Annotated in this window: 24 protein-coding genes; 15 read left to right on the top strand and 9 right to left on the bottom strand. The window is 67.9% G+C overall.

The genetic code is table 11. The annotated features are described in order from the left end of the window. Nucleotide 1 precedes the first annotated feature (1 nt). The 9 genes from FVP33_RS02695 to FVP33_RS02655 all read left to right on the top strand — a co-directional run bounded on the left by FVP33_RS02695 (nt 2) and on the right by FVP33_RS02655 (nt 9,246). Nucleotides 2-949: an FKBP-type peptidyl-prolyl cis-trans isomerase gene (locus FVP33_RS02695; protein ID WP_147782106.1), complete on the top strand. Its 948-nt coding sequence runs from the start codon at nt 2-4 to the stop codon at nt 947-949. 63 nt (nt 950-1,012) lie between these two features. Further along, nucleotides 1,013-2,032, top strand: coding sequence for a helix-turn-helix transcriptional regulator (locus tag FVP33_RS02690; RefSeq protein ID WP_147782105.1), 1,020 nt, complete (start codon nt 1,013-1,015; stop codon nt 2,030-2,032). Further along, nucleotides 2,025-3,005, top strand: a complete 981-nt coding sequence (locus tag FVP33_RS02685; RefSeq protein WP_147782104.1) for a helix-turn-helix transcriptional regulator — start codon at nt 2,025-2,027, stop codon at nt 3,003-3,005. Before FVP33_RS02690 ends, FVP33_RS02685 begins: the two co-directional genes overlap by 8 nt. Beyond that, nucleotides 3,005-3,352: a hypothetical protein gene (locus FVP33_RS02680; RefSeq protein ID WP_147782103.1), complete on the top strand. Its 348-nt coding sequence runs from the start codon at nt 3,005-3,007 to the stop codon at nt 3,350-3,352. The genes FVP33_RS02685 and FVP33_RS02680 overlap by 1 nt, the downstream gene beginning before the upstream one ends. 67 nt (nt 3,353-3,419) lie before the next feature. Further along, nucleotides 3,420-3,656 (top strand): twin-arginine translocase TatA/TatE family subunit, encoded by a 237-nt coding sequence (gene tatA, locus FVP33_RS02675; RefSeq protein ID WP_147782102.1) that lies wholly within the window; start codon nt 3,420-3,422, stop codon nt 3,654-3,656. 61 nt (nt 3,657-3,717) lie between these two features. Continuing rightward, complete coding sequence (gene tatC, locus FVP33_RS02670; protein ID WP_147782436.1) at nt 3,718-4,476, top strand: twin-arginine translocase subunit TatC; 759 nt, start codon at nt 3,718-3,720, stop codon at nt 4,474-4,476. Next, entirely contained in the window at nt 4,473-6,908 is a 2,436-nt protein-coding gene (locus tag FVP33_RS02665) for a DEAD/DEAH box helicase (protein WP_147782101.1), read from the top strand. The genes tatC and FVP33_RS02665 overlap by 4 nt, the downstream gene beginning before the upstream one ends. Before the next feature lie 72 nt (nt 6,909-6,980). Then, on the top strand, nt 6,981-8,528 hold the full coding sequence (gene lnt / locus FVP33_RS02660; protein WP_147782100.1) for an apolipoprotein N-acyltransferase: 1,548 nt from the start codon (nt 6,981-6,983) through the stop codon (nt 8,526-8,528). Beyond that, a complete protein-coding gene (locus tag FVP33_RS02655) occupies nt 8,521-9,246 on the top strand; it encodes a polyprenol monophosphomannose synthase (protein ID WP_147782099.1) in 726 nt (241 codons plus the stop codon). The genes lnt and FVP33_RS02655 overlap by 8 nt, the downstream gene beginning before the upstream one ends. 66 nt (nt 9,247-9,312) lie before the next feature. Here FVP33_RS02655 and FVP33_RS02650 read toward each other — a convergent pair whose 3' ends face one another. The 4 genes from FVP33_RS02650 to FVP33_RS02635 form a co-directional block, all read right to left on the bottom strand. After that, complete coding sequence (locus tag FVP33_RS02650; RefSeq protein ID WP_147782098.1) at nt 9,313-9,678, bottom strand: RNA polymerase-binding protein RbpA; 366 nt, start codon at nt 9,676-9,678, stop codon at nt 9,313-9,315. Between the two features lie 93 nt (nt 9,679-9,771). After that, nucleotides 9,772-10,584, bottom strand: coding sequence for a glycerophosphodiester phosphodiesterase family protein (locus FVP33_RS02645; RefSeq protein ID WP_147782097.1), 813 nt, complete (start codon nt 10,582-10,584; stop codon nt 9,772-9,774). Then, the gene (locus FVP33_RS02640) at nt 10,562-11,479 is read right to left on the bottom strand and encodes an SPFH domain-containing protein (protein WP_425460929.1); all 918 of its coding nucleotides are present in this window, start codon (nt 11,477-11,479) and stop codon (nt 10,562-10,564) included. Before FVP33_RS02640 ends, FVP33_RS02645 begins: the two co-directional genes overlap by 23 nt. Further along, complete coding sequence (locus FVP33_RS02635; RefSeq protein WP_147782095.1) at nt 11,476-11,952, bottom strand: NfeD family protein; 477 nt, start codon at nt 11,950-11,952, stop codon at nt 11,476-11,478. Before FVP33_RS02635 ends, FVP33_RS02640 begins: the two co-directional genes overlap by 4 nt. A gap of 133 nt (nt 11,953-12,085) precedes the next feature. Here FVP33_RS02635 and FVP33_RS02630 point away from each other — a divergent pair, with 133 nt between their 5' ends. The 4 genes from FVP33_RS02630 to FVP33_RS02615 all read left to right on the top strand — a co-directional run bounded on the left by FVP33_RS02630 (nt 12,086) and on the right by FVP33_RS02615 (nt 15,907). Further along, nucleotides 12,086-12,850 (top strand): SDR family oxidoreductase, encoded by a 765-nt coding sequence (locus tag FVP33_RS02630; RefSeq protein WP_147782094.1) that lies wholly within the window; start codon nt 12,086-12,088, stop codon nt 12,848-12,850. 68 nt (nt 12,851-12,918) lie between these two features. Beyond that, a complete protein-coding gene (locus FVP33_RS02625) occupies nt 12,919-14,940 on the top strand; it encodes a S9 family peptidase (RefSeq protein WP_147782093.1) in 2,022 nt (673 codons plus the stop codon). A 9-nt stretch (nt 14,941-14,949) separates the two neighbouring features. Beyond that, nucleotides 14,950-15,402 (top strand): NUDIX hydrolase, encoded by a 453-nt coding sequence (locus FVP33_RS02620; protein ID WP_246142143.1) that lies wholly within the window; start codon nt 14,950-14,952, stop codon nt 15,400-15,402. A gap of 22 nt (nt 15,403-15,424) precedes the next feature. Then, on the top strand, nt 15,425-15,907 hold the full coding sequence (locus FVP33_RS02615) for a heme-degrading domain-containing protein (protein ID WP_147782092.1): 483 nt from the start codon (nt 15,425-15,427) through the stop codon (nt 15,905-15,907). Between the two features lie 308 nt (nt 15,908-16,215). Here the strand turns inward: FVP33_RS02615 and FVP33_RS02610 are convergent, their stop codons facing one another. The 3 genes from FVP33_RS02610 to FVP33_RS02600 all read right to left on the bottom strand — a co-directional run bounded on the left by FVP33_RS02610 (nt 16,216) and on the right by FVP33_RS02600 (nt 18,234). Next, nucleotides 16,216-17,106 (bottom strand): patatin-like phospholipase family protein, encoded by an 891-nt coding sequence (locus tag FVP33_RS02610; RefSeq protein ID WP_147782434.1) that lies wholly within the window; start codon nt 17,104-17,106, stop codon nt 16,216-16,218. A gap of 346 nt (nt 17,107-17,452) precedes the next feature. Further along, a complete protein-coding gene (locus tag FVP33_RS02605; RefSeq protein WP_147782091.1) occupies nt 17,453-17,770 on the bottom strand; it encodes an ArsR/SmtB family transcription factor in 318 nt (105 codons plus the stop codon). Then, on the bottom strand, nt 17,767-18,234 hold the full coding sequence (locus FVP33_RS02600) for an SRPBCC family protein (protein ID WP_147782090.1): 468 nt from the start codon (nt 18,232-18,234) through the stop codon (nt 17,767-17,769). The genes FVP33_RS02605 and FVP33_RS02600 overlap by 4 nt, the downstream gene beginning before the upstream one ends. A 164-nt stretch (nt 18,235-18,398) precedes the next feature. Between FVP33_RS02600 and FVP33_RS02595 the strand changes: the two genes are divergently transcribed. After that, entirely contained in the window at nt 18,399-18,806 is a 408-nt protein-coding gene (locus FVP33_RS02595; protein ID WP_187270552.1) for a YchJ family protein, read from the top strand. Between the two features lie 10 nt (nt 18,807-18,816). Here FVP33_RS02595 and FVP33_RS02590 read toward each other — a convergent pair whose 3' ends face one another. Then, entirely contained in the window at nt 18,817-19,197 is a 381-nt protein-coding gene (locus tag FVP33_RS02590; RefSeq protein WP_246142141.1) for a TraR/DksA family transcriptional regulator, read from the bottom strand. 10 nt (nt 19,198-19,207) lie between these two features. Next, entirely contained in the window at nt 19,208-19,909 is a 702-nt protein-coding gene (gene dhaM / locus FVP33_RS02585) for a dihydroxyacetone kinase phosphoryl donor subunit DhaM (protein WP_147782089.1), read from the bottom strand. Nucleotides 19,910-20,159: 250 nt separating this feature from the next. Between dhaM and FVP33_RS02580 the strand changes: the two genes are divergently transcribed. Further along, nucleotides 20,160-20,918, top strand: coding sequence for an MIP/aquaporin family protein (locus FVP33_RS02580; RefSeq protein WP_147782088.1), 759 nt, complete (start codon nt 20,160-20,162; stop codon nt 20,916-20,918). Nucleotides 20,919-21,079 lie beyond the last annotated feature (161 nt).

Below are 21,079 nucleotides of genomic sequence, written 5' to 3'. Positions count from 1 at the left end.
CGTGCGCAAGACCACAGCGCTGATCGCTGCCTTCGGCATCCTGGCCAGCCTCACGGCGTGTGCGGGCGGTGCCGGCTCGAACGGCTGTGACCCCCTCGTGTCGTCCGGTGACGCGTCATCGGCGGTCTCGGCTCCCGGTGACTTCGGCACGGCCCCCACCGTGGACTTCCCGCTGCCGCTGCGCACGAAGACGACCCAGAGTTCCCAGATCATCGCCGGCAAGGGCGCGCCCATCCAGGACGGCCAACCGGTGATCGTCGACGTGACCGTGCTCAACGGCACGGACGGCAGCGTTCTGCAGAAGACGAGCTACGCCAAGAGCGGCGGCAGCGTCATCACGATCGGCAAGTCCAGCCTGCCCGCGGTGAGCAAGGGACTGCAGTGCGCCACGGTCGGCTCCCGCGTGGCGATCGTCGGCTCGCCGAAGGACAGCCACGGCGGCCAGGCCTCCTCCGGCCTCGCGAAGGACGACGCCGTCGTCTACGTGATCGACGTGAAGAACGCGTTCCCCGCTCGGGCGGATGGCGCGGACCAGCTCCCGATCAACGGCCTGCCCGCGGTGGTGCTGGCCCCGAACGGCGCCCCGGGCATCACGTTGCCGCACACGACACCGCCCAAGGACTTCAGCGCCACCCTGCTCAAGAAGGGCGACGGCGCGAAGGTCGCGAACGGCGACTTCGTGATCATCAAGGACACGGGAATCAACTGGGCGGACAACTCCGTGTTCACCTCGAGCTGGAAGACCGGCCAGGCCTCCGCGATCGGCGTCGGCGCCTCGAGCGTGGTCGCCGGACTCTCCAAGGGCCTCATCGGCCAACGCGTCGGCTCCCAGGTGCTGATCGTCGTTCCGCCGAAGCTCGCGACGAGCGACGGCTCGGACACCAGCGCCACGGTGCCCACCGACGCGACACTCGTCTACGTCGTGGATATTCTGGGTGTAGCGAAGTAGTCCACCCACTCCGCAGACACAGGCCGAGTGTCTCCAAGTTCATTCCAAACTAGGGTTTCTCTCGTGTCAGCATCCAGCACCCAGAAGGTCCCGGTCGAAGAGCGTCTCTTCAGCCTCGTTCTCGCCTTACTCGCGACCGAGACGGGGCTCACGAAGAACGAAGTGCTGTCCACCGTGCAGGGCTATCGCCAGCGGTTCAGAGCCGGGGGAGACAACGCCAACCTCGAGCGGCAGTTCGAGCGCGACAAGGACGACATCCGCGACCTCGGCGTGCCGCTCGAGACGGTGGAATCGCCCGGCCAGCCCGGCAACAACCAGAACCTGCGCTACCGAATCCCGCGCGGTGCCTACGAGCTCCCGAGCGACATCACCTTCTCGGCCGAGGAGACGACGCTGCTCAACCTCGCCGCCATGGTGTGGCGGGAGGGCTCCCTCTCGGGCGAATCGCGTCGCGCCGTGATGAAGCTCAAGGGTCTCGGGCTGGTCTCCGACGAGCCTGTGCTCGGCTACGCCCCGCGCCTGCGGGTGCGGGATGCGGCGTTCGAGCCGCTGCGCGCCGCGCTCGAGCGCAACGCCGTCGTTCGATTCGCCTACCTCAAGCCCGGGGAGGAGCAGGCGCGGGTGCGCACGGTGGCACCGCTCGCCCTCGTGCAGCACCAGGGCCGCTGGCATCTGCACGCGCTGGAACCGGACACCCAGCGCACCAAGACGTTCCTGCTGCGCCGGATCGTGAGCCAGGTGACGACGACCGGCGCCACCTTCCCGGCGCCCCTGGTCGACCAGACGAAGGCCGCGCTGAGCGAGCTGGAGCAGGTGTGGGAGTCGCACACCGCCGAGATCGAGGTGGTGCCGGACTCGGATGCGGCGACTCGCCTGCACAAGCGCCGCGGCACCGAGACCCTCGCGAATGGCGTGCTGCGACTCCACTACTCCGACGCCAACATCTTCGCGGACGAGCTCGCCGGCTACGGGCCGGAGGTGCTCGTCCTGTCACCGCCGGTGTTGCGGGCTGCCGTGCACACCCGGCTGCTGAGGACGGCAGCCGAACACTCCGACGCCGACGAGGGAGCCGATCGTGGCTGAACGCCAGGCTCCACTCCACGCGCAGGACAAACTCGCCTTCCTGCTCTCGCTCGTGCCGTTCCTCATGGAACACGAACGCATCAGCGTGCAGCAGGCCGCCGAGCACTTCGGTGTTCCGGCACAGCAGATCAGGGAGGCCGTGAAGCTCATCGCGGTGTCCGGCATCCCGGGCGAGACCGGCCAGTACCAGCACGGCGACCTGTTCGACCTGGCCTGGGACGACTTCGAAGAGAACGACCAGATCGTGCTCACCAACCTCGTCGCGATCGATGACGCCCCACGGTTCTCCGGCCGGGAGGCCGCCGCGCTGATCGCCGGGCTCCAGTACCTCTCCGCCCTGCCGGAGAACGCCGACCGCGGCGCGATCGCGACGCTCATGACCAAACTCTCCCGGGGTGCCTCCGGGGTGCCGAGCCAGGTCGCGGTCGAGGCTTCGGAGTCCGACGCCACCCTCGCTCTCATCCGCGAGTCGGTGGCCACCGGAGTCCAGCTGGAATTCGACTACCTCAATGCGCGGGGCGAACACGAGCGCCGCCGGGTGGACCCGCTTCGAGTCGAGTCCGTCGATGCGGACTGGTACCTGCGCGGCTGGTGCCACCTGCGCGAGGCGGTGCGCACGTTCCGGCTCGACCGCATCGGCAATCCCCAGATCACGACCGCGCCGATAGCCTTCCACCCCGCCGACGTGTTGCTCCCCGATGTGCTCTTCGAGGGGTCGGCCGACGACCTCATCGTGACGCTCGACGTCGCCCCGGCGGCCGCGCCGCTGCTCGCCGACTACATCCCGGACGACGCCGTGTCCACCGAGGTGAACGGACGCCTCCGCACGGCGGTGCGGGTGTCGCACTACCACGGGCTCAAACGGCTCGTCGCCGGGATGCCCGGGGTCGTCACGGTCGTCGGCCCGCCGGAGGCCAGGCGAGCGGTCGCCGAGTGGGCCGCGGCCGGCGCCGCGCGCTACGAGGCCGACTGATGCCCTGGTGGTCGTGGCTCATCATCTGGGTGGTGCTCGGGCTTGCCCTGCTCGTAATGCTCGGGCTCTTCGGCTGGCAGTTGTTCCGCAAGGTGCTGGCCGTCTTCGGGGCGCTCGAGGCACTCGCCGCCAAGACGGAGCTTCTCGAGTCGGCGGGCGAGACGCTCGACGAGCAGCACGCCACCCTCGCGCTGCTGCAGAAGAGGTCCGAAGTCGTCGCGCGCCGGGACCGGGTTCGGCAACAGGCGGCGGACCGCCGCCAGGCCCGGCACGATGCCCGGCTCGACCGCGCCCGCCGGATCACGGCGGTCGATGCGAACACTCGCCGCTGGTTCGAAGACAACTGAGAGGTATTCGGCCTCCGGGGCGGTAAACTGATCGTCACGGCAATTTCGACTCGTAAGGATGTCGCCCATGTTCCAAGGATTCACCGGCTGGCACGCACTCATCCTGCTGGTCATCATCGTTCTCCTCTTCGGAGCCACCAAGCTTCCCGGCCTCGCCAAGAGCGTCGGACAGTCGATGAAGATCTTCAAGAACGAGGTCAAGAGCGAGGACCCTGCGAAGCCGCTCGACGGACCGCAGCTGAACCAGACTTCGCCCGAGGTGCAGCAGACGACGGACGCCACCAAGTCCGACAGCAAGCCGTAGCCCGACCGTCGACGTTCCGATGGCAACGCGCACAAGGCGAGGCGCGAACAACGAAGGCCGGATGTCGCTCGGCCAGCACCTCATCGAACTTCGCAAGCGACTCTTCATTTCCGCGATCGCGATCGTGGTGGGCGGAATCGGCGGCTGGTTCGTCTCCGACTTCGTCTGGGACGGTCTTCGCCTGCCGATCTCGACCATCGCGAAGGCCCACAACGCGATCATCAACTACTCGGGGCTGACCTCCGCGTTCGACCTGCGCCTGCAGATCGCGGTGACCGTGGGCATCGTGGTGTCGAGTCCGGTCTGGCTGTACCAGGTCTTCGCGTTCCTCGTGCCCGGGCTCACGAAGAAGGAGAAGCGCTACACCTTCGGGTTCTTCTTCTCCGCGATTCCGCTGTTCCTGGCCGGCTGCGCCGCCGGCTGGTTCGTGTTGCCCCACATCGTGGTGATCCTCACCTCGTTTGTGCCGAAGGAGGACGCGAGTTTCATCGAGGCCAAGGACTACCTCAGCTTCGTGCTCAAGCTCGTGCTCGCCGTCGGTGTCGCCTTCGTGCTTCCGGTCTTCCTCGTGCTGCTCAACTTCATCGGGGTGATCTCGGCCCGCGCCATCATCAAGAGCTGGCGGGTCGCCATCCTCCTCATCTTCGTGTTCTGCGCGATCGCGACGCCGTCTGCCGATGTCGGCTCCATGTTCCTCCTCGCGGTCCCGATGATCCTGCTCTACCTGGTTGCCGCGGCGATCGCCTGGTGGCATGACCGCGTGGTGGCCAAGCGGGCGGACGCCCTGACCGCCGAGCTCGGTGGCCCGGCAACCGTATGACCGACCAGCTCTCTCCCGCCGAACGTTTCGCCGCATCCAGGTCCCGCCAGGGCTCCCCGAGGCTCGAACGATTTCGGGCGAACCTCGCCTTCGACCTCGACCCGTTCCAGATCGCGTCCTGCGTTGCGCTCGAGAACGGCGACAGCGTTCTCGTCGCCGCGCCCACCGGGGCCGGCAAGACGATCGTCGCCGAGTTCGCGGTCTTCCTGGCGATGCAGGATCCCCGGGCCAAGGTGTTCTACACGGCCCCGATGAAGGCCCTGAGCAATCAGAAGTTCCAGGAGTTCGTCGCCGAGTACGGTGCTCAGGATGTGGGACTGCTCACCGGCGACACCAACATCAACTCGGGTGCCCGGGTCGTCGTGATGACGACCGAGGTGCTGCGCAACATGCTCTATGCCGAGTCCGACCTGCTCACCGACCTCTCGTTCGTGATCATGGACGAGGTGCACTACCTCGCCGACCGCTTCCGCGGAGCCGTCTGGGAAGAGGTCATCATCCACCTCCCGCAGAACGTGCGGCTGGTGTCGTTGAGTGCGACGGTGTCGAACGCCGAGGAGTTCGGCGACTGGCTGCAGGCTGTGCGCGGCGAGACCGCGGTGATCGTTTCCGAGGAGCGCCCGGTTCCCCTCGACCAGCACGTGATCATGCGCACCAAGCTCATCGACCTGTTCGACTCGTCCGGGCTCGCGGCGACGAACCGGGTCAATCCGGAGCTCGTGCAGATGGCCCGCTACGGCGGACGCACGATCAACTCCCGCCAGATGAAGGATGTGGGGCGCTACCATTCGCGCGGCGGCCGGCCGGAGCAGCTCAAGATGGACCGAGCCGCGGTGGTGAAGATGCTCGGCGAACGCAACCTGCTGCCGGCGATCTTCTTCATCTTCAGCCGTCTCGGCTGCGACCAGGCAGTGAAGCAGGTGCTTCGCGCCGGCGTGCGTCTGACGACCGCGCCGGAGCGCGACGAGATCCGGGCGATCGTGGAGGAACGCTGCCGCACCATCCTCGACGAGGACCTCGCGGTGCTCGGCTACTGGGAGTGGCTCGAGGGCCTGCAACGTGGCGTGGCCGCCCACCACGCCGGGATGCTCCCCGCCTTCAAGGAGGTGGTGGAGGAACTCTTCCAAAAGAAGCTCGTGAAGGCGGTCTTCGCCACCGAGACCCTCGCGCTCGGCATCAACATGCCCGCGCGTACGGTCGTGCTGGAGAAGCTCGAGAAGTTCAACGGCGAGGCCAGGGTGCCGATCACGCCGGGGGAGTACACCCAGTTGACCGGCCGCGCCGGACGTCGCGGCATCGACGTGGAGGGTCACTCCGTGATCCAGTGGCAGGACGGTCTCGACCCGCAGGCGGTCGCCTCCCTCGCCTCCCGGCGCACCTATCCGCTCAACTCGAGCTTCTCGCCCACCTACAACATGGCGGTGAACCTCATCGAGCAGTTCGGTCGCGAACGCACCCGCGACATTCTCGAGTCCTCGTTCGCGCAGTTCCAGGCGGACCGCGCCGTCGTGGACCTCGCCCGCAAGGTGCGCAGCCAGGAGGAGTCGCTCGCGGGCTACGAGGAGGCGATGCGGTGCCACCTCGGCGACTTCCGCGAGTATTCCGGCATCCGACGCGAACTGACAGACGTCGAACGCAAGGGCGCCGCCCGGGCGGACACCCAGAGCCGGGCCGAACGGGAGAAGCGCCAACACCAGCTCACCGCGCTTCGCCGAAAGCTCAAGCAGCACCCGTGCAACTCCTGCAACGACCGCGAGGCGCACGCGCGCTGGGCCGAGCGGTGGTGGCGCCTCAAGAAGCAGACGGATGAGCTGAGCCAGCAGATCCGGAGCCGCACCGGTGCCGTCGCGAGGATCTTCGATCGCGTCTCCGACGTGCTGCTCGAGCTCGGCTACCTGGAGCGGTCTGACCGCGGTGTCGTCACCGCGACCGTGCACGGTCGCACCCTGCGCCGCATCTACGGCGAACGCGACCTGCTCGTCGCCGAGTGCCTGAGGCGCGGCGTCTGGAAGGACCTCGACCCGGCCGGGCTCGCCGCGATGGCCGCCGCGCTGGTCTACGAGCCCCGCCGGGACGAGGGGCAGGCCTCGGACCGCTACCTTCCGAAGGGTGCCTTCCGGCCCGCCTTCGACAAGACCACCGACCTGTGGGCGCGGCTCGACGACATAGAGCGCGACCACAAGCTGCCGGGTAGCAATCCGCTCTCCACCGGGCTGTCCCTCGCCATGAACCGCTGGGCGCAGGGGGTGTCGCTCGACGCGGTGCTGAGCGAGGCGGACCTGGCGGCCGGCGACTTCGTGCGGATGACCAAGCAGACGATCGACCTGCTCGACCAGCTCTCGGTCGTGGCGGACGGCCAGGTCGGGCGCACGGCGCGCACGGCACTCGACGCGATCCGCCGCGGCATCGTCGCGTACTCCTCGGTCGCCTGAGGCTCGGTGCCCGACGCTCGGCGCGTGAGATCGCTGTCAGTCAGCGTGTTCGCGGCAATCTAGGCTTATCCAGTGCGACCGAGGCCCCTGAGACCGCTGCCCCTCTGGGCCGCCGTCGTGCTCGCCGCCCTCTCCGGTTTCGTCAACTCGTTCGCCTTTCCCGGGCGCGGCTGGTGGCCGCTCGTCTTCGTCGGCACCGCGATGCTTCTCCTGTCGCTTCGCAGACGGCGGTTCTGGCCGTCTGTGCTCGTCGGGCTGGCGGGCGGCTTCGCGTTCTTCGGCAACCACATCCTCTGGCTCACGGTGTACCTCGGCCCGATTCCGTGGCTCGCTCTCGCGGGTCTCGAATCGGTGTTCTTCGCGTTCGGCGCCTCCCTCCTCGCACTCGCCTGGCGCTTCGTGCCGCACTACTGGCCGGGCCTGAGCGGCCGCCTGCTCGGCCTGCCCCTGGCACTCGCCGGGCTCTGGGTGGCGCGCGAGGCCTTCACCAGCGTCTGGCCATACGGCGGCTTCTCCTGGGGCCGGCTCGCCTTCTCCCAGTCCGACAGCCCGTTCGCCCCGCTCGTGGCGTGGGTCGGCATCTCCGGCCTGAGCTTCACGATCGCCTTCCTCAGCGCGGTGCTGGTGCAGGCGTTCCTCGAGGTGAGCGTGCCCTGGACGGTGCGCGGCACGGTCGCGGGATTCGCCTTCCTGCTGGCCGCCGCCATCCCCGCCTGGCCCGTGATCTCCACCGGCTCGATCAGAGTGGCGGCGGTGCAGGGCAATTCCAACTCCGGGCTCTTCGCCCAGATCCAGCCGGGCGACAGCCTCAACGACCACCTGCAGGCGACCCTTCCCCTCATCGGGCAGAGCGTGGATGTCGTGGTCTGGCCCGAGAACGCCTCGGACCTTAACCCGCTCGAGAACAAACGGGCCGCCCAGACCCTCGACTACGTGACGGGAGCGATGAAGGCGCCGCTCGTCACCGGCACCATCACCGAGGACTCGGAAGGGCGCACCTTCAACAGCCTCCTGCTCTGGGAGCACGGCAAGGGAGCGGTGGACCAGTACGACAAGATCCATCCGGTGCCCTTCGCCGAATACCTCCCGGATCGCGCGTTCTGGTACCCCCTCGCCCCGAGCCTGTTCGACCTGGTTCCGAGGGACTATTCGTTCGGCACCCGCGACAACGTCTTCTCGATCAAGGGCGCCGTGGCGGGGCTCGCCATCTGCTTCGACATCGTCGACGACGAACTCATCAGCCAGATGCTGCGCGACGGTGCTGACTTCATCATCGCCCCGACCAACAATGCCGACTTCGGCCACACGGACGAGAGCGCCCAGCAGGTCGGCATCGCCCGGCTCAGAGCGATCGAGACCGGCCGCAGCGTCGTCAACGCCTCCACCGTCGGCGTGAGCGCGATGTTCGCGCCCGACGGCCGCGTCATCTCCCAGCTGCCGACCTTCGAGGCCGGATCGATGGTCGAGGACGTGCCGCTCAGCCATACCACGACGCCGGCGACGCTCATCGGCCGCGGCATCGAATGGCTCGTCTCGGGCCTCGGCATCGCAATCCTGGCGCTCGCCATGATCTTCACCCCGCTCGCACGTCGCGCCCCCCGGAAGGAAGCCCGTGGCTGAGACTCTCGTGATCCTTCCCACCTACAACGAGATCGAGAGCCTCGCCTCGGTGATCGGGCGCATCAGGCAGTCGCTGCCCCTCGCCGACGTCCTGGTCGTTGACGACTCGAGCCCGGATGGCACCGGGGAGTTGGCGGAGACGCTCGCCGCGGGAGACCCCGGTCTCTCCGTGCTACACCGGGCTGCGAAGGATGGCCTGGGTCGCGCCTACCTCGCCGGCTTCCGCCGGGCCCTCGAGCGCGACTACCTCTATGTCGTGGAGATCGACGCGGACGGATCGCACGACCCGGCCGAACTGCCGGCCATGCTCGAACTCGCGCGGCACGGCGCGGATCTCGTGATCGGCTCGCGTTGGGTTGCCGGCGGGTCGGTGCGCAACTGGCCGTGGCTTCGGCAGGCCATCTCCCGCCTCGGCAACGCCTATGCGCGCGCGGTGCTCCGGTCCGACATCCGGGACATCACCGCCGGATTCCGGGTGTTCCGGGCGGACGCCCTGCGCTGCCTCGACCTCTCCGCCGTGTCGTCGCAGGGCTACTGCTTCCAGGTGGAACTGGCGTGGCGACTCGAAAGGTCCGGGGGAGTGGTGGTCGAGCACCCCATCACCTTCGTCGAGCGCGCCGCCGGCCGGTCCAAGATGCATCTCGGAATCGTGGTCGAGGCGCTGTTGCGGGTGACGGTGTGGGGGATCACCGCCCGCGGGGCGCGCCGAAGGTCCTGACCGTTAAACGACAAACGCGCCGCAACCGAAGCTGCGACGCGTTCACACGCGGGCGACCGACCGAGGTCAGGCGCCGATCTTGTGCTGGCCCTTGCGCGCCCGAAGGAAGTCGAGGCGCTCTTGGAGCAACTCCTCGAGCTCCGGGCGGGTGCGCCTCTCGAGCAGCATGTCCCAGTGGGTACGGGGAATCTTCGCGTCTGACGGCTCCGGCTCGACCTGCACTCCGGCTGCGTCGAGCAAGCGACCCTCTTGACCGCTCTTCGGCGACTCCCACACGGTGGGAACTTCGGCATCCGCCGAGAACGTCACCTCGAAGGTCGACCCGTCAGCGGCTTGGTACGTGCTCTTCTTTCGCGGGGAGAAGGTAACGCCTTCTTCACTCTGAAGACTCTGGGATCCGAGCCTCATTCCGCGCAAACTGCGATCCGCCATTGTGTGGTCCTCTCTCGCGATGCATTCCCAGTTATAAACCCCGAAGCTGGACGTATCCTTTCCATCGCCGAGTCTTCCCAGCTGTTTCTCAGGTTATTCGCGGATTATTAAGCGTTTTTTGACTATTTGCAGGGCGAGATCCGACCTGTCGGTGACGATCCCATCGACACCCAGATCGAGAAGACGCTCGATATCGCTCGCCTCGTTGACCGTCCAGACGTGGACCTCGACGCCGGCGTCGTGAAACGCCCGGATCGTGCGCGGCGTCACGACCCGAATCCCGAGCATCGCCTCGGGCACCTGCACGGCATGCACCGCGGCGAGCGCACGGCGCACCAGCGGTCGAACACCCAGCTTCGCGGCGGCGAGGGCCAGGATCATCGTCGCGGCGGATGCGGACGTCGCCACTCCGGGAAGCTCCCGAATCGCGGCGCGACGCCGGGATTCGCTGAACGAGGTGACGAGCACCCTGGGCGTGGCGTCGGCCGCCAGGATCGCCGCCACCGCCGGACCCACCGATCCGGGCGCCTTCAGATCGATGTTGAAACACGCCTCGGGGAACGTGTCCAGTGCCTCGGCAAGCGTCGCAAACGTCTGCCCGGCGCCGAGGTCGATGAGCTTCAGTTCGGCCACGGTGAGGTCCGAGATTCGACTCGCTCGCCCGACGAGCCTGGCCAGGTCCACGTCGTGGGCCAGCACGGCGACCCCGTCCCTGGAGACCTGCACGTCGGTCTCGAGATGGGTCAGGCCGAGAGCCAGCGCCGAGAGGAACGCGAGCAGAGTGTTCTCCGGTGCCGCCAACGCCAGACCGCGGTGCGCGAGAATCCGTGGAGGCGCCGATGCGAAGTACTCGCTGGTGGCGGCCCCGCCGTCTCCGCGACTCCTACGCGGTGGGCGGCGTGCCACCCTGGTTTCCTAGGAATCCCGCGCTGATGCTCTTGACGGCCTCGGTGAACTCGGACGGGATGATCCAGAGCTTGTTCGAGTCACCCTGCGCGATCTTCGGCAGCATCTGCAGGTACTGGTAGGCGAGCAGCTTGCTGTCCGGGTCGCCCTTGTGGATGGCTCCGAAGACGGTGGTGATGGCCTGCGCCTCGCCCTCGGCCCGCAGCACCTGCGCCTTGGCCCAGCCCTCCGCCTCGAGGATCGCGGCCTGGCGGGAGCCCTCGGCCTGCAGGATGGCGGCCTGCTTGGTGCCCTCGGCGGTGAGGATCTGCGCCCGGCGGTCGCGCTCGGCGCGCATCTGCTTCTCCATCGAGTCCTGGATCGAGAGGGGCGGGTCGATCGCCTTGAGCTCGACCCGGCCCACCCGGATGCCCCACTTGCCGGTCGCCTCGTCCAGCACGATGCGCAGCTGGCCGTTGATGTTGTCGCGGCTGGTGAGCGCTTCCTCGAGGTTCAACCCGCCGACGACGTTTCGCAGTGTGGTGGTGGTGAGCTGCTCGACCGCGCCCAGATAGTTGGCGATCTCGTAGGTCGCGGCGCGCGCGTCGGTGACCTGGAAGTAGACGACGGTGTCGATGGACACCACGAGGTTGTCCTCGGTGATCACGGGCTGCGGCGGAAACGAGACGACCTGCTCGCGCATGTCGATGAGCGGCCGAACCCGGTCGATGAAGGGCACGAGGATGTTGAGGCCGGGCATCAGCGTCTTGTGATATTTTCCGAGACGCTCGACCACACCCGCTCTGGCCTGCGGGATGATCTTCACCGCCCGGAACAGGATCACCAGGACGAAGATCGCGATGATCACCAGCACGATCACCAGAACGATCTGGCCGACCAGTTCAGCGGTAGTCACAATGCATTCCTTTCAGCGGGCACGACCAGGGCGGTCGCCCCCTCGATTGCCGTCACGACGACGCGTTCGCCGGACTCGACCGGGTGATTGTCGGTGGTCAGGGAGAGCCTGGCCGTCCAGATCTCGCCGTTGGCGAGCCGCACCTGACCGTGCCCCTCGACGAAGTCCTTCAGCACCGTGCCGCTGAGGCCGAGAAGGGCCTCGACGTTGGTGGGAGTTCGGTCGGACCCTCGGCGCAGGGCCCGCTGGAGGGGCGGTCGAACAAGAAAGAGGAGAATCAGCGAGAGCGGACCGGCGACGACGATCTGCGCCCACCACGGCAGACCGAAGAGCCCGGAGACGAGTCCGCCGACGCTTCCGATCGCGATCATGAGGAAGGTGAAGTCGACGGTCGACACTTCGATGATCACAAAGATGAGGATCAGGCCCAGCCAGAAGATCCAGGCGTAGGTGTTGAGAAAGTCAGTGGCCATCGCGGGCACCCCTTGAGCATCGTGTTGTACCGAAACTATCACCACGAGAGAACCTCCACTTGCGGGTTATTGGTATTCTCATGAGCCGAAGCCGGCACGTCGCGCGGCCGCCCACGACATCAGGAGCTCTCCCGTGACCAACCCCCTAGCCGCCGGTTCCCTCGACGGACTTCGCGCCCTCGTCACCGGCTCGTCCCGCGGAATCGGCGCCGACACCGCCACCTACCTCGCCGAGGCCGGCGCGAGCGTCGTGATCAACTTCCGCAACAAGGAGGCCCGCGCCCTCAAGCTGGTGGACAAGATCGTCGCGGCCGGCGGTTCGGCGATCGCCATCGGCGCGGACCTCACCGATCCGGCCTCCGTCGCGACGCTCTTCGACACCATCCAGAGCGAGTGGGGCGGCCTCGACATCCTCGTGCTGAACGCCAGCGGAGGCATGGAGTCCGGCATGGCCGCCGACTACGCCATGCAGCTCAACCGGGACGCCCAGGTGGCGCTCCTGAATGCCGCCCTGCCGCTGCTCGCCCCCGGCTCTCGCGTGGTCTTTATCACCAGCCACCAGGCGCATTTCATCGCCACAACGCCGACCATGCCGGAGTACCTCCCGGTCGCCCTGAGCAAGCGGGCGGGCGAGGACGCGCTGCGCGCCATGATCCCGATCCTGGACGAGGCGGGCATCGAATTCGTCGTCGTGTCCGGCGACATGATCGAGGGCACCATCACTGCCACCCTGCTCGAGCGAGCCAACCCGGGCGCCATCAGCGCCCGCAAGGATTCGGCGGGCAAGCTGTACAACGTGAGCGAGTTCGCCGCGGAGATCGCCCTCGCGGTGGTCGATCCGATCCCGGCCGACCACACGCGGCTCGTCGGCGACGTGAGCGGCTTCGTCGGCGCCTGAGCCGTCGTTCCCGCACGGGACGCCCGGCCGCGACCGCCCGCGGCGGCCGGTCCGTACACTCGTAAGGGATGAAAGCCACCGACCTGCCCCTGCTGTCCAGCGTTTCCCGACCCACCGTTCATCCGGATGGCTCACGGGCCGTGATCGCGGTGTCACGGCCCGACCTCGCCGCCGACCGCTACGTCGGCCAACTCTGGAGTGTGCCGTTCGACGGCGGAGCCCCCCGCCGCGCCAGCCGGGGCCTCAACGACTCGAGCCCGCGGTTCTCGCCGGACGGGGCGCAGCTCGCCTTCCTTCGCGTGGTCGGTGATGCGCCGGCCCAGGTCTTCGTGATGGATGCCGCCGGCGGCGAGCCGGTGCAGGTCACCGACCAGCCGCTCGGCGTCGCCGGCTACCAGTGGTCGCCGGACTCCGCCTGCCTCGCCTTCGTCTCGCGGGTGCCCGAGGCCGGCCGGTACGGCACGGTCAAGCTGCTCGGCCCCTCCGCGGAGCCGGCGCGGCGCATCACGACCCTCAAGTTCCGGTCCAACGGGGTCGGCTACACCATCGACCGTCGGTCGCAGGTGTTCCTCGTGCCGGTGCCGGCGCCGGCCGGCGAGCCGGACTACCCGGCCGCGCCATCCGTCGCCCAGCCGTCGCCCGAGGCGCCCGCCGCCGCCCCGAAGGCCAGGCAACTCACCAGCGGCGACTTCGAGCACGGCGCGATCGCCTTCTCCCCGGACGGGTCGCGCCTGGCCGTCGTTTCCGCCTGGCACGCGAACCGCGACCTCGATCTCGTCTCGGAGATCTTCGCCATCGCGCTCGACACGGATGCCCCGGGCGACCCCGTGCGCATTTCCCCCGAGGGCGCGAACCTCGACGTAAGGTCGCTCGCGTTCGCCGCCGACGGGTCGCTCTACTTCCTCGCCGGCGAACTCGGCGAATCCGGTCGCGACTTCATCGGACGACCGGTCTCGCTCTACCTTCTCGACCCGTCGGGCACCGCGCGGCGCCTCACCGACGAGACCCTCGACCTCGGCGAGGCGGGCACGGAGATCACCGTCGCCGGCGACTCGGCTCTCGTGCGGCTGCGCACCCGCGGCCGCGTTCACCTGCTCGAGGTTGAACGCGATGGAACATCAACTCTTCTGACGAGCGGTGACCTCGAGATCACCGGACACGACGCCGTGGGGGAGCGCACCCTCGTGAGCTTCCGCGGCCCGGCCACCCAGGGCGATCTCGGTCTGGTGGCCGGGGGAGAGCTGGCGGCGATCACCGACTTCTCGTCCGGACTCCGCGAGACGGGCGTCATCGGTGCCCACGAGATCACCGTCCCGGCCCGGGACGGTTACCCGGTGCACGGCTGGGTGCTGAAGCCTGCGGGGGAGGGGCCGCATCCGGTGCTGCTCACCATCCACGGCGGACCCTTCGCCCAATACGAGAGCTCCTTCCTCGACGAGTCCCAGGTCTATGCGGATGCGGGCTACGCGGTCGTTCTCTGCAACCCGCGCGGTTCCGCCGGCTACGGCGAGGAGCACGGCCGGGCGATCCGACAGCAGATGGGCACCCTGGACTACACCGACGTGATCGACTTCCTGGATGGCGCGATCGCACGGACGCCCGGCCTCGACCCCGACCGGGTCGGCATCATGGGCGGTTCATACGGCGGCTACCTGACCGCGTGGACTATCGCCCACGACCACCGCTTCGCGGCGGCGATCGTGGAGCGTGGCTACCTCGACCCCGAACAGTTCATCGGCACCTCGGACATCGGCTCGTTCTTCAGCGACGAGTACACCGGTCTGGACCCGGACCGCATCCGCGCGCAGAGCCCCCAGGCCGTCGTGCGGCAGGTGACCACGCCCACGCTCGTGATCCACTCGGCCGACGACCTCCGTTGCCCGCTGCCGCAGGGAGAGCGCTACTACGCCGAGCTCGCCAGGAACGGGGTGGAGGCGGAGCTGCTCGTGTTCCCGGGCGAGAACCACGAGCTGAGCCGCAGCGGGCGCCCGAGGCATCGGCTGCAGCGGTTCGAGGCGATTCTCGACTGGTGGGCGAAGCACCTCCCGTCGACCGCCAATCCTCGCAACCAGACCGGTCCGCCCGAATAGAGTGGACGCGTGATCGATCGCCACCGGCTCACCTCGCGCATCCTCGTGTTCGACGAGCGAGACCGCATTCTGCTCTTTCTCACCAGGGGGTCCGCTCCGGCGCAACCGACGCGCTGGATCACCCCCGGCGGGGGAGTCGAGCCGGGGGAGAGCCACGCCGACGGCGCCCGTCGCGAGCTGTACGAGGAGACCGGTCTCGACCTGGCCGATCTCGGCGACCCGGTCTGGGCCCTCGACTTCACCGTCGACTTCGAGGGCGGCGACCACGACACGGGGCACGCCGAGTACTACGTGACGCGCACCCTGGCGTTCGAGCCATCGCGGGCGAACTGGACGCCGGAGGAGCACGTCGACGTGCTCGAGCACCGCTGGTGGACGGTCGACGAACTCCTCAGCACGACCGAACCGTACGAACCCCACCAGCTGGTCGAGCTCATCCGCAGCCAGCTTCCCTCCCGCTGAATCGCACCCGAAAGGCACCGTCATGACCGAGACCACCGACCAGATCGCCGAGATCGAAGCCCAGGAGGCGCGACTGCTCTTCACGCGCTTCACCCACGACGACGCCTGGGAGCTGGGAAGCCTGCTCGTCTCGATCGCGAGCGAGCGATCCCTCCCGGTGACGATAGACATCACCCGGGGCGACCAGCAGCTCTTCCACGCCGCCCTGGCCGGCACGGCGGCCGACAATGACCAGTGGGTGGCGCGCAAGGTGCGCACCGTCCGCCGGTTCGGCAACAGTTCGTTCCTGGTCGGACTGCGGCACCGGGCCACCGGCACCCCGTTCGAGGAGCGCGCCTGGAACGATCTCACCGTATACGCGGCCCACGGCGGATCGTTCCCCATCGCCATCCGCGACGCAGGCCCGATCGGCACGGTCACGGTGTCCGGACTGGCCCAGGCCGCCGATCACGCCCTCGTCGTCGAGGCCATCGAGATCTTCCTGGGGCTCACCGAGGGGCAATAGCATCGCATTATGTCAAGTAATGCGCCCGTTCTCCCCTTCCGAAATCCATGCATTTCTCTGCCGTCGCGGCGTGTCGACGTCTCAGGGCGGCGTGTCGGTCAGGAATGCATGGATTTCGGAAGGGAATGCCGCCGGATCGGGCCGTGAGGACGGATGCCGCGGCCAACCGAGGCGCGCCCGGACAGATCCGCCTGGCCTGCGTCGCCCGGCATAGTCGGGCGCTGATAATGCCCATTATGTCAAGTAGCGGGCTCAGGGTGACGTAGTGACTCCGTCTCGAAGTACTCCGGCGACGCGTTCCGTTCGCGTCACCGCCAGAATTCGATGAGCCGCTCGGCCAGGGATGCGCCGTGGTCGTAGCCGGCTCGAGCGGCCGGTGGGCGCGTCGACAGGTCCATCATGTTGTCTCCAAAGGCGTCGAGGGCATTGCTGTCCGGAAAGATCGTTTCCACCAGGCTGCCGCCGGCCCGTAGCTCGTCGAGCTGCGACTCCAGGTGCATCCCCCAGTCCAGCGGATGCCGCGACCTGCCGCCGAACGGTGACAGCACCAGCACCCGCGAGTATCCGGCCGCCAGATCGGCGTTCTCGTTTCTTCGATATCCGCCGTCGATGTAGCGGCCCGCGCCGATGGCGTACGCCGCGCCGCTGGAGGTGCTGGCAGCGACGGCATCCACGAGGTCGACTCCGCTGTGGCGGTCGAACACGACCTGCTCGCCGGTGTAGGCATCGACCGCCGTGATGAGCATGGTCTGATGCGGCCAGTGGTGGCTGGGAAGACGAGCCGCGACGGTGTCGCGCCAGCGCGTGCCGGTTGAAGTCCCCATCTCGAGCGCGGCGGCGCCCATCCTGCGCCGCATGTCTGCGGCATCTGCGGCGGCAGCGATGATCCGGCTCGTTCTTTCCATGTGGTCAGCCACCGGCGCCACGCCCACGCGCGCACCGACGGATCCACCGGGAGCGGGACGAGGTTGGGGCGCGGCGCCCAGGATGGCGGAATACAACTCGGCCGGCCCTGGGCCACCGGTGATCTGGGCAGCCACCGTCGATCCTGCCGATGTCCCGATGATCAGGTCGGCGCCGGTCACGTCCAACCCGGCCCAAGACAGGCCGGCGATGAGTCCGAGTTCCCAGGCATTGCCCGCCGCTCCCCCGCCCCCGAGAACAAGGGCGGTGCGCGAGTGAACTTCCGAGACGTGCATAGGGGTCTTCGGGGCGAACTGAAGTGAATCATTCATGGTCGTAGCTTTCTGAGAGTGTGTGCAGCGCTCCCCGCGACGGCTACGTCAGTCGCGCGATCGTGAACTCGAAGGAGCGCCCGGAATGGACGGTGTGTGCATCGGGCTCACCTCCTCGAATCGTGTCACGTTCGCCGAGCATGCTACTGCGTTCGTGGTCAACGAGCCAGTGCGCGCGGTGTGGTTCGGACGAGGCCCACCGCATCTCATCCTCCAGTTGGAGTTTCTCAACCGGCAGGATGCGGGGGTCTGCTCGACATCTGCCTGACCTGGATGCGATGGAACCGACAGAGCCGCACTCCCCCACCCGCTAGAGCCCCTCCGCGATCCGCTTGATCGCCGCCAGTCGGCGCTCCCACTCCACACCGATCTGATCCAGGCGTCGGGCGGTCTCGGTGAGCTGCGCCCCGAGAACTCGGTAGCGCAGCTCGCGCCCCACCCGCACCGGCTCGACGAGACCGGCCTGCTGCAGCACCGCGAGGTGCTTCGCGATGGCCTGGCGGGTGACCGGGAGCCGCCCGGCGAGGGCGGACGCCGACGCGTCGCCCCCGCCGAGGGCCACCAGGATGCTCCACCGGGTCTCGTCGCCGAGCGCGGCGAACACCGGCACGAGAGTGTTCGCGGTCACGAGCCGCCCTCGAGGTAGGCCACAAGCTCGTCGAGCTCGGAGTCCCAGCCACCGCGGTTGCTCTCCATGCTGGCAGCCGGATCGGCGAGCGTGTTGAAACCCGACTCGACTACCGTGAGCCGAGTTCCCTCCCCCTGGGGTTCGAGGGTGAAGCGGAAGACCGTCGAGTGGTCGCGGTCGAGCGCGGAGCCGCTCTGGTTTCCCCAGCGGTAGGCGATCATCCGCGGCGCGTCAAGCTCCTCGATCCGCACCGGGAAGTCGCCCCACCCGTCGAAGGAGAAGACTCCATCTGCGCCGACGGCCACCGCCTCGAGCGTCGCGCCTTGGCCGAACCACCCCACGATGTGCTCGGGTTCGGTGATCGCGGCCCAGACCTTCTCGGGCGGTGCGGCGATCGTGATGGTGCGTCGCACGCTGAAGTCGCCGCTGTCGACGACGGACGGTTCATTGGATGTCATGGTCATTATCTTGTTCCTTTCGGTCGATTAGTGCAACTAAATAGTTGCATTAACTGACCGTTTAAAGCAACCCTTTAGTTGCAGTCGAGTAGTCACCGACCTCCATCGTCAGACTCATCGGGCCCAGGCGGCGAATCCCTGCCCAGGCAGGTGGGGAAGATAATTGACGGGTGACTCCACCCGATCGACGTGCCACCCTGAGCCCGGCCGGCCGCTGCCCGTGCCTGAGCGGCGAGACCTTCGGCGCGTGCTGCGCGCCGTTCCACCGCGGGGACTCCGCAGCACCCACCGCCGAGCGCCTGATGCGGTCCAGGTTCTCCGCTTTTGCGGTGGGCGACGCCGAGTACCTGCTGCGCACGTGGCATCCGTCCACCGCACCGGGTGAGCTGGAACTCGATCCGGCTCGCCGCTGGACCAGGCTCGACATTCTCGGAACCGTCCGAGGGTCGATGCTCGACACCGAGGGCATCGTCGAGTTCCGGGCCTGGTTCCGCTCGCCGGACGGGGCAGGAGACCAGCACGAGTCGAGCCGTTTCGTGCGCGAAGGCGGGCGCTGGTACTACCTCGACGCGCTCTGACCCGCCAGCACTAGCGAGACATCTCGCGCGCGCACTCGATGCAGAGGTCGGCGGCGGGTCTGGCGCCGAGACGCGCCCGTCCGATGGGTCTGCCACATCGTGCACATGCGCCGTAGGTCCCCGAGTCGATGCGCTCGAGCGCGCGCTCGACCCCCGCTCGCCGTTCGCCCAACGCGGCCGCCAAACCCGAGATCCGCGACCAGTCGGATGACAGGGTCGAGCCGTCCGGATCGTGTTCGTCGTCCGCCGAGGAGTCGCCTCTCGCCACCCGTACGGCAGCCAACTCCCCCGCCGCCGAATCCAGCTGGCGGCGCAGATCCTCGAGTTCCGCCCACAGCGCGGCTCGCTGGCGGGAGAGCTCGTTCCCCGACAATCCGCGCGCGGGCACCACGGTGTCCGCGCTATTCCCCGAAACCGGAGAGCACGAGGGCGTTCAGCCCGTCCACGGCCTTCCGGGCGTCGGTGCCGGTGGCCTCGATCGTCACCTCGCTGCCCATCGCGAGCCCGAGCGACATGATGCGCAGGAGGCTCTTGGCATCGACCCCGTTCACCGTCACCCGCGCATCGAAGGTGCTGGCGAGCTTCACGAACTCGGCGGCGGGCCGCGCATGGAGTCCGTCCTTGTTCACCAGCACGGCATGCGCCGAGACCGGAGCGTCGGCCCCGGCGGCCGGCGGCTCGGATGACGCGGGCGCCGAGGGAGCGGACCGCGGCTCGTGCGCGGAGTTCGCCGATTCCGCCGCTGCGAACACCGCGGCGAGCGACTCCCCGGATTCCGCCGCCACGGCGGCGGCCACCGCTCCCTCCACGAGGGGGGCATCGGCGATTCGCACCCGCGACCTCACCTCGTCGTCGAGGAATTCGAGCGCGGTCTCGGCCGTGAGCACGGCCGAACCGAGGTCGCACAGGATCACGACGCCGGCCCCGGAATCCGCCGACGCGATCGCTTCGGTCACCTTGTCGAAGCTGGTTCCGATGCCGCCGTAGTCCGTGCCCCCCGCCCCGCGAATGGTGGTTGTCGCGGCCATCTGGCCCGCCAATTCCACGAGTCCGGTTGCGATCTTGTCGCTGTGAGAGACGACGACTATTCCGACTTTGGCCATGCCTCAGGCTACGCCGGCCACGCTCCGATCGAGAAGCGCGACGCCGCCCGGAGCACGCGCTCGTGGCCGGTTTTGTATCGCTACGTAGCATAAAAAGCAACGCGATTACGAACTATCGATAATTTCTCGCCCGATTCCCCGCCTCGCGAAATACGCGAGCGAGAATCGAGACCCAACCGTTATCGTTGGAATCGGACGCACCCGCGGCCCGCTGCTTTTCGCAGATGTCGAGCAATCTTGGAAGGTCAATGTGGACAATCTCGGAACCATATTTCTCTCGGAGATAGTGGGCACGTTCCTCCTGCTTCTCCTCGGAACAGGTGTCGTCGCAAACGTCGCTCTGGCAAAGACCAAGGGCAACGGCGGCGGGTTCCTGCTCGTCAACTTCGGATGGGGCCTCGCGGTCTTCGCCGGTGTGACGGCGGCGTACTCGTCGGGTGCACACCTCAACCCGGCGGTCACCGTCGGGCTCGCGGTCAACGACCCCGGCAGCTATCCCATCGGCAAGGTGCTCGTGTACATCGCCGGACAGTTGATCGGTGCCTTCCTCGGTGCCGTCGGCACCTGGCTCGCGTACAAGCAGCATTTCGATGACGAGCCGAACCCGGCGAATAAGCTCGGGGTGTTCTCTACCGGACCGGCCATCCGCAGCTACGGCTGGAACCTGATCACGGAGATCCTCGGCACGTTCGTGCTGGTCTTCGTCGTGATCGCCTTCGGCCGAGGCGGAAGCGCCGACGCGGCAACGCCCGCGGGACTCGCTGCCCTCGGCGCCATTCCTGTGGCCCTGCTGGTCGTCGGGATCGGTGCCTCCCTCGGTGGCCCGACCGGATACGCCATCAACCCGACCCGTGACCTCGGTCCGCGCATCGCCCACTTCGTTCTGCCGATCAAGGGCAAGGGGTCGAGCGACTGGGCGTACTCCTGGGTACCCGTGGTCGGGCCGCTCGTCGGCGGTGCGATCGCCGGACTGGTCGCGCACCCGCTCCTGCCCCTCATCACCAAATAGTCCCTGCGGTCGGCCCGGATCCGTTCGGGTCGACTCCTACATCAGCGTCACCACGTTTGTTTTAGTTCAATGGAGAATAATCATGACGGATTACATTTTGTCGATTGATCAGGGCACGACGAGTACCCGGGCGATCGTTTTCGATCACGCGGGTTCGATTG

The sequence above is a fragment of the Lacisediminihabitans profunda genome (assembly GCF_008040105.1).
GTDB lineage: Bacteria > Actinomycetota > Actinomycetes > Actinomycetales > Microbacteriaceae > Lacisediminihabitans > Lacisediminihabitans profunda.
The sequence above is the reverse complement of the archived record's forward strand: the minus strand, read 5'-3'. Positions and strand labels throughout refer to the sequence as shown.

Bases quoted from the DNA above. Each gene is read 5' to 3' on its own strand.
- FVP33_RS02625 (WP_147782093.1), top strand. From the start codon at position 12,919: ATGAAAGCCACCGACCTGCCCCTGCTGTCCAGCGTTTCCCGACCCACC.
- FVP33_RS02680 (WP_147782103.1), top strand. From the start codon at position 3,005: ATGCCCTGGTGGTCGTGGCTCATCATCTGGGTGGTGCTCGGGCTTGCC.
- FVP33_RS02615 (WP_147782092.1), top strand. From the start codon at position 15,425: ATGACCGAGACCACCGACCAGATCGCCGAGATCGAAGCCCAGGAGGCG.
- dhaM (WP_147782089.1), bottom strand. From the start codon at position 19,909: ATGGCCAAAGTCGGAATAGTCGTCGTCTCTCACAGCGACAAGATCGCA.
- tatC (WP_147782436.1), top strand. From the start codon at position 3,718: ATGTCGCTCGGCCAGCACCTCATCGAACTTCGCAAGCGACTCTTCATT.
- FVP33_RS02665 (WP_147782101.1), top strand. From the start codon at position 4,473: ATGACCGACCAGCTCTCTCCCGCCGAACGTTTCGCCGCATCCAGGTCC.
- FVP33_RS02635 (WP_147782095.1), bottom strand. From the start codon at position 11,952: ATGGCCACTGACTTTCTCAACACCTACGCCTGGATCTTCTGGCTGGGC.
- FVP33_RS02610 (WP_147782434.1), bottom strand. From the start codon at position 17,106: ATGCACGTCTCGGAAGTTCACTCGCGCACCGCCCTTGTTCTCGGGGGC.
- FVP33_RS02650 (WP_147782098.1), bottom strand. From the start codon at position 9,678: ATGGCGGATCGCAGTTTGCGCGGAATGAGGCTCGGATCCCAGAGTCTT.
- tatA (WP_147782102.1), top strand. From the start codon at position 3,420: ATGTTCCAAGGATTCACCGGCTGGCACGCACTCATCCTGCTGGTCATC.
- FVP33_RS02600 (WP_147782090.1), bottom strand. From the start codon at position 18,234: ATGACCATGACATCCAATGAACCGTCCGTCGTCGACAGCGGCGACTTC.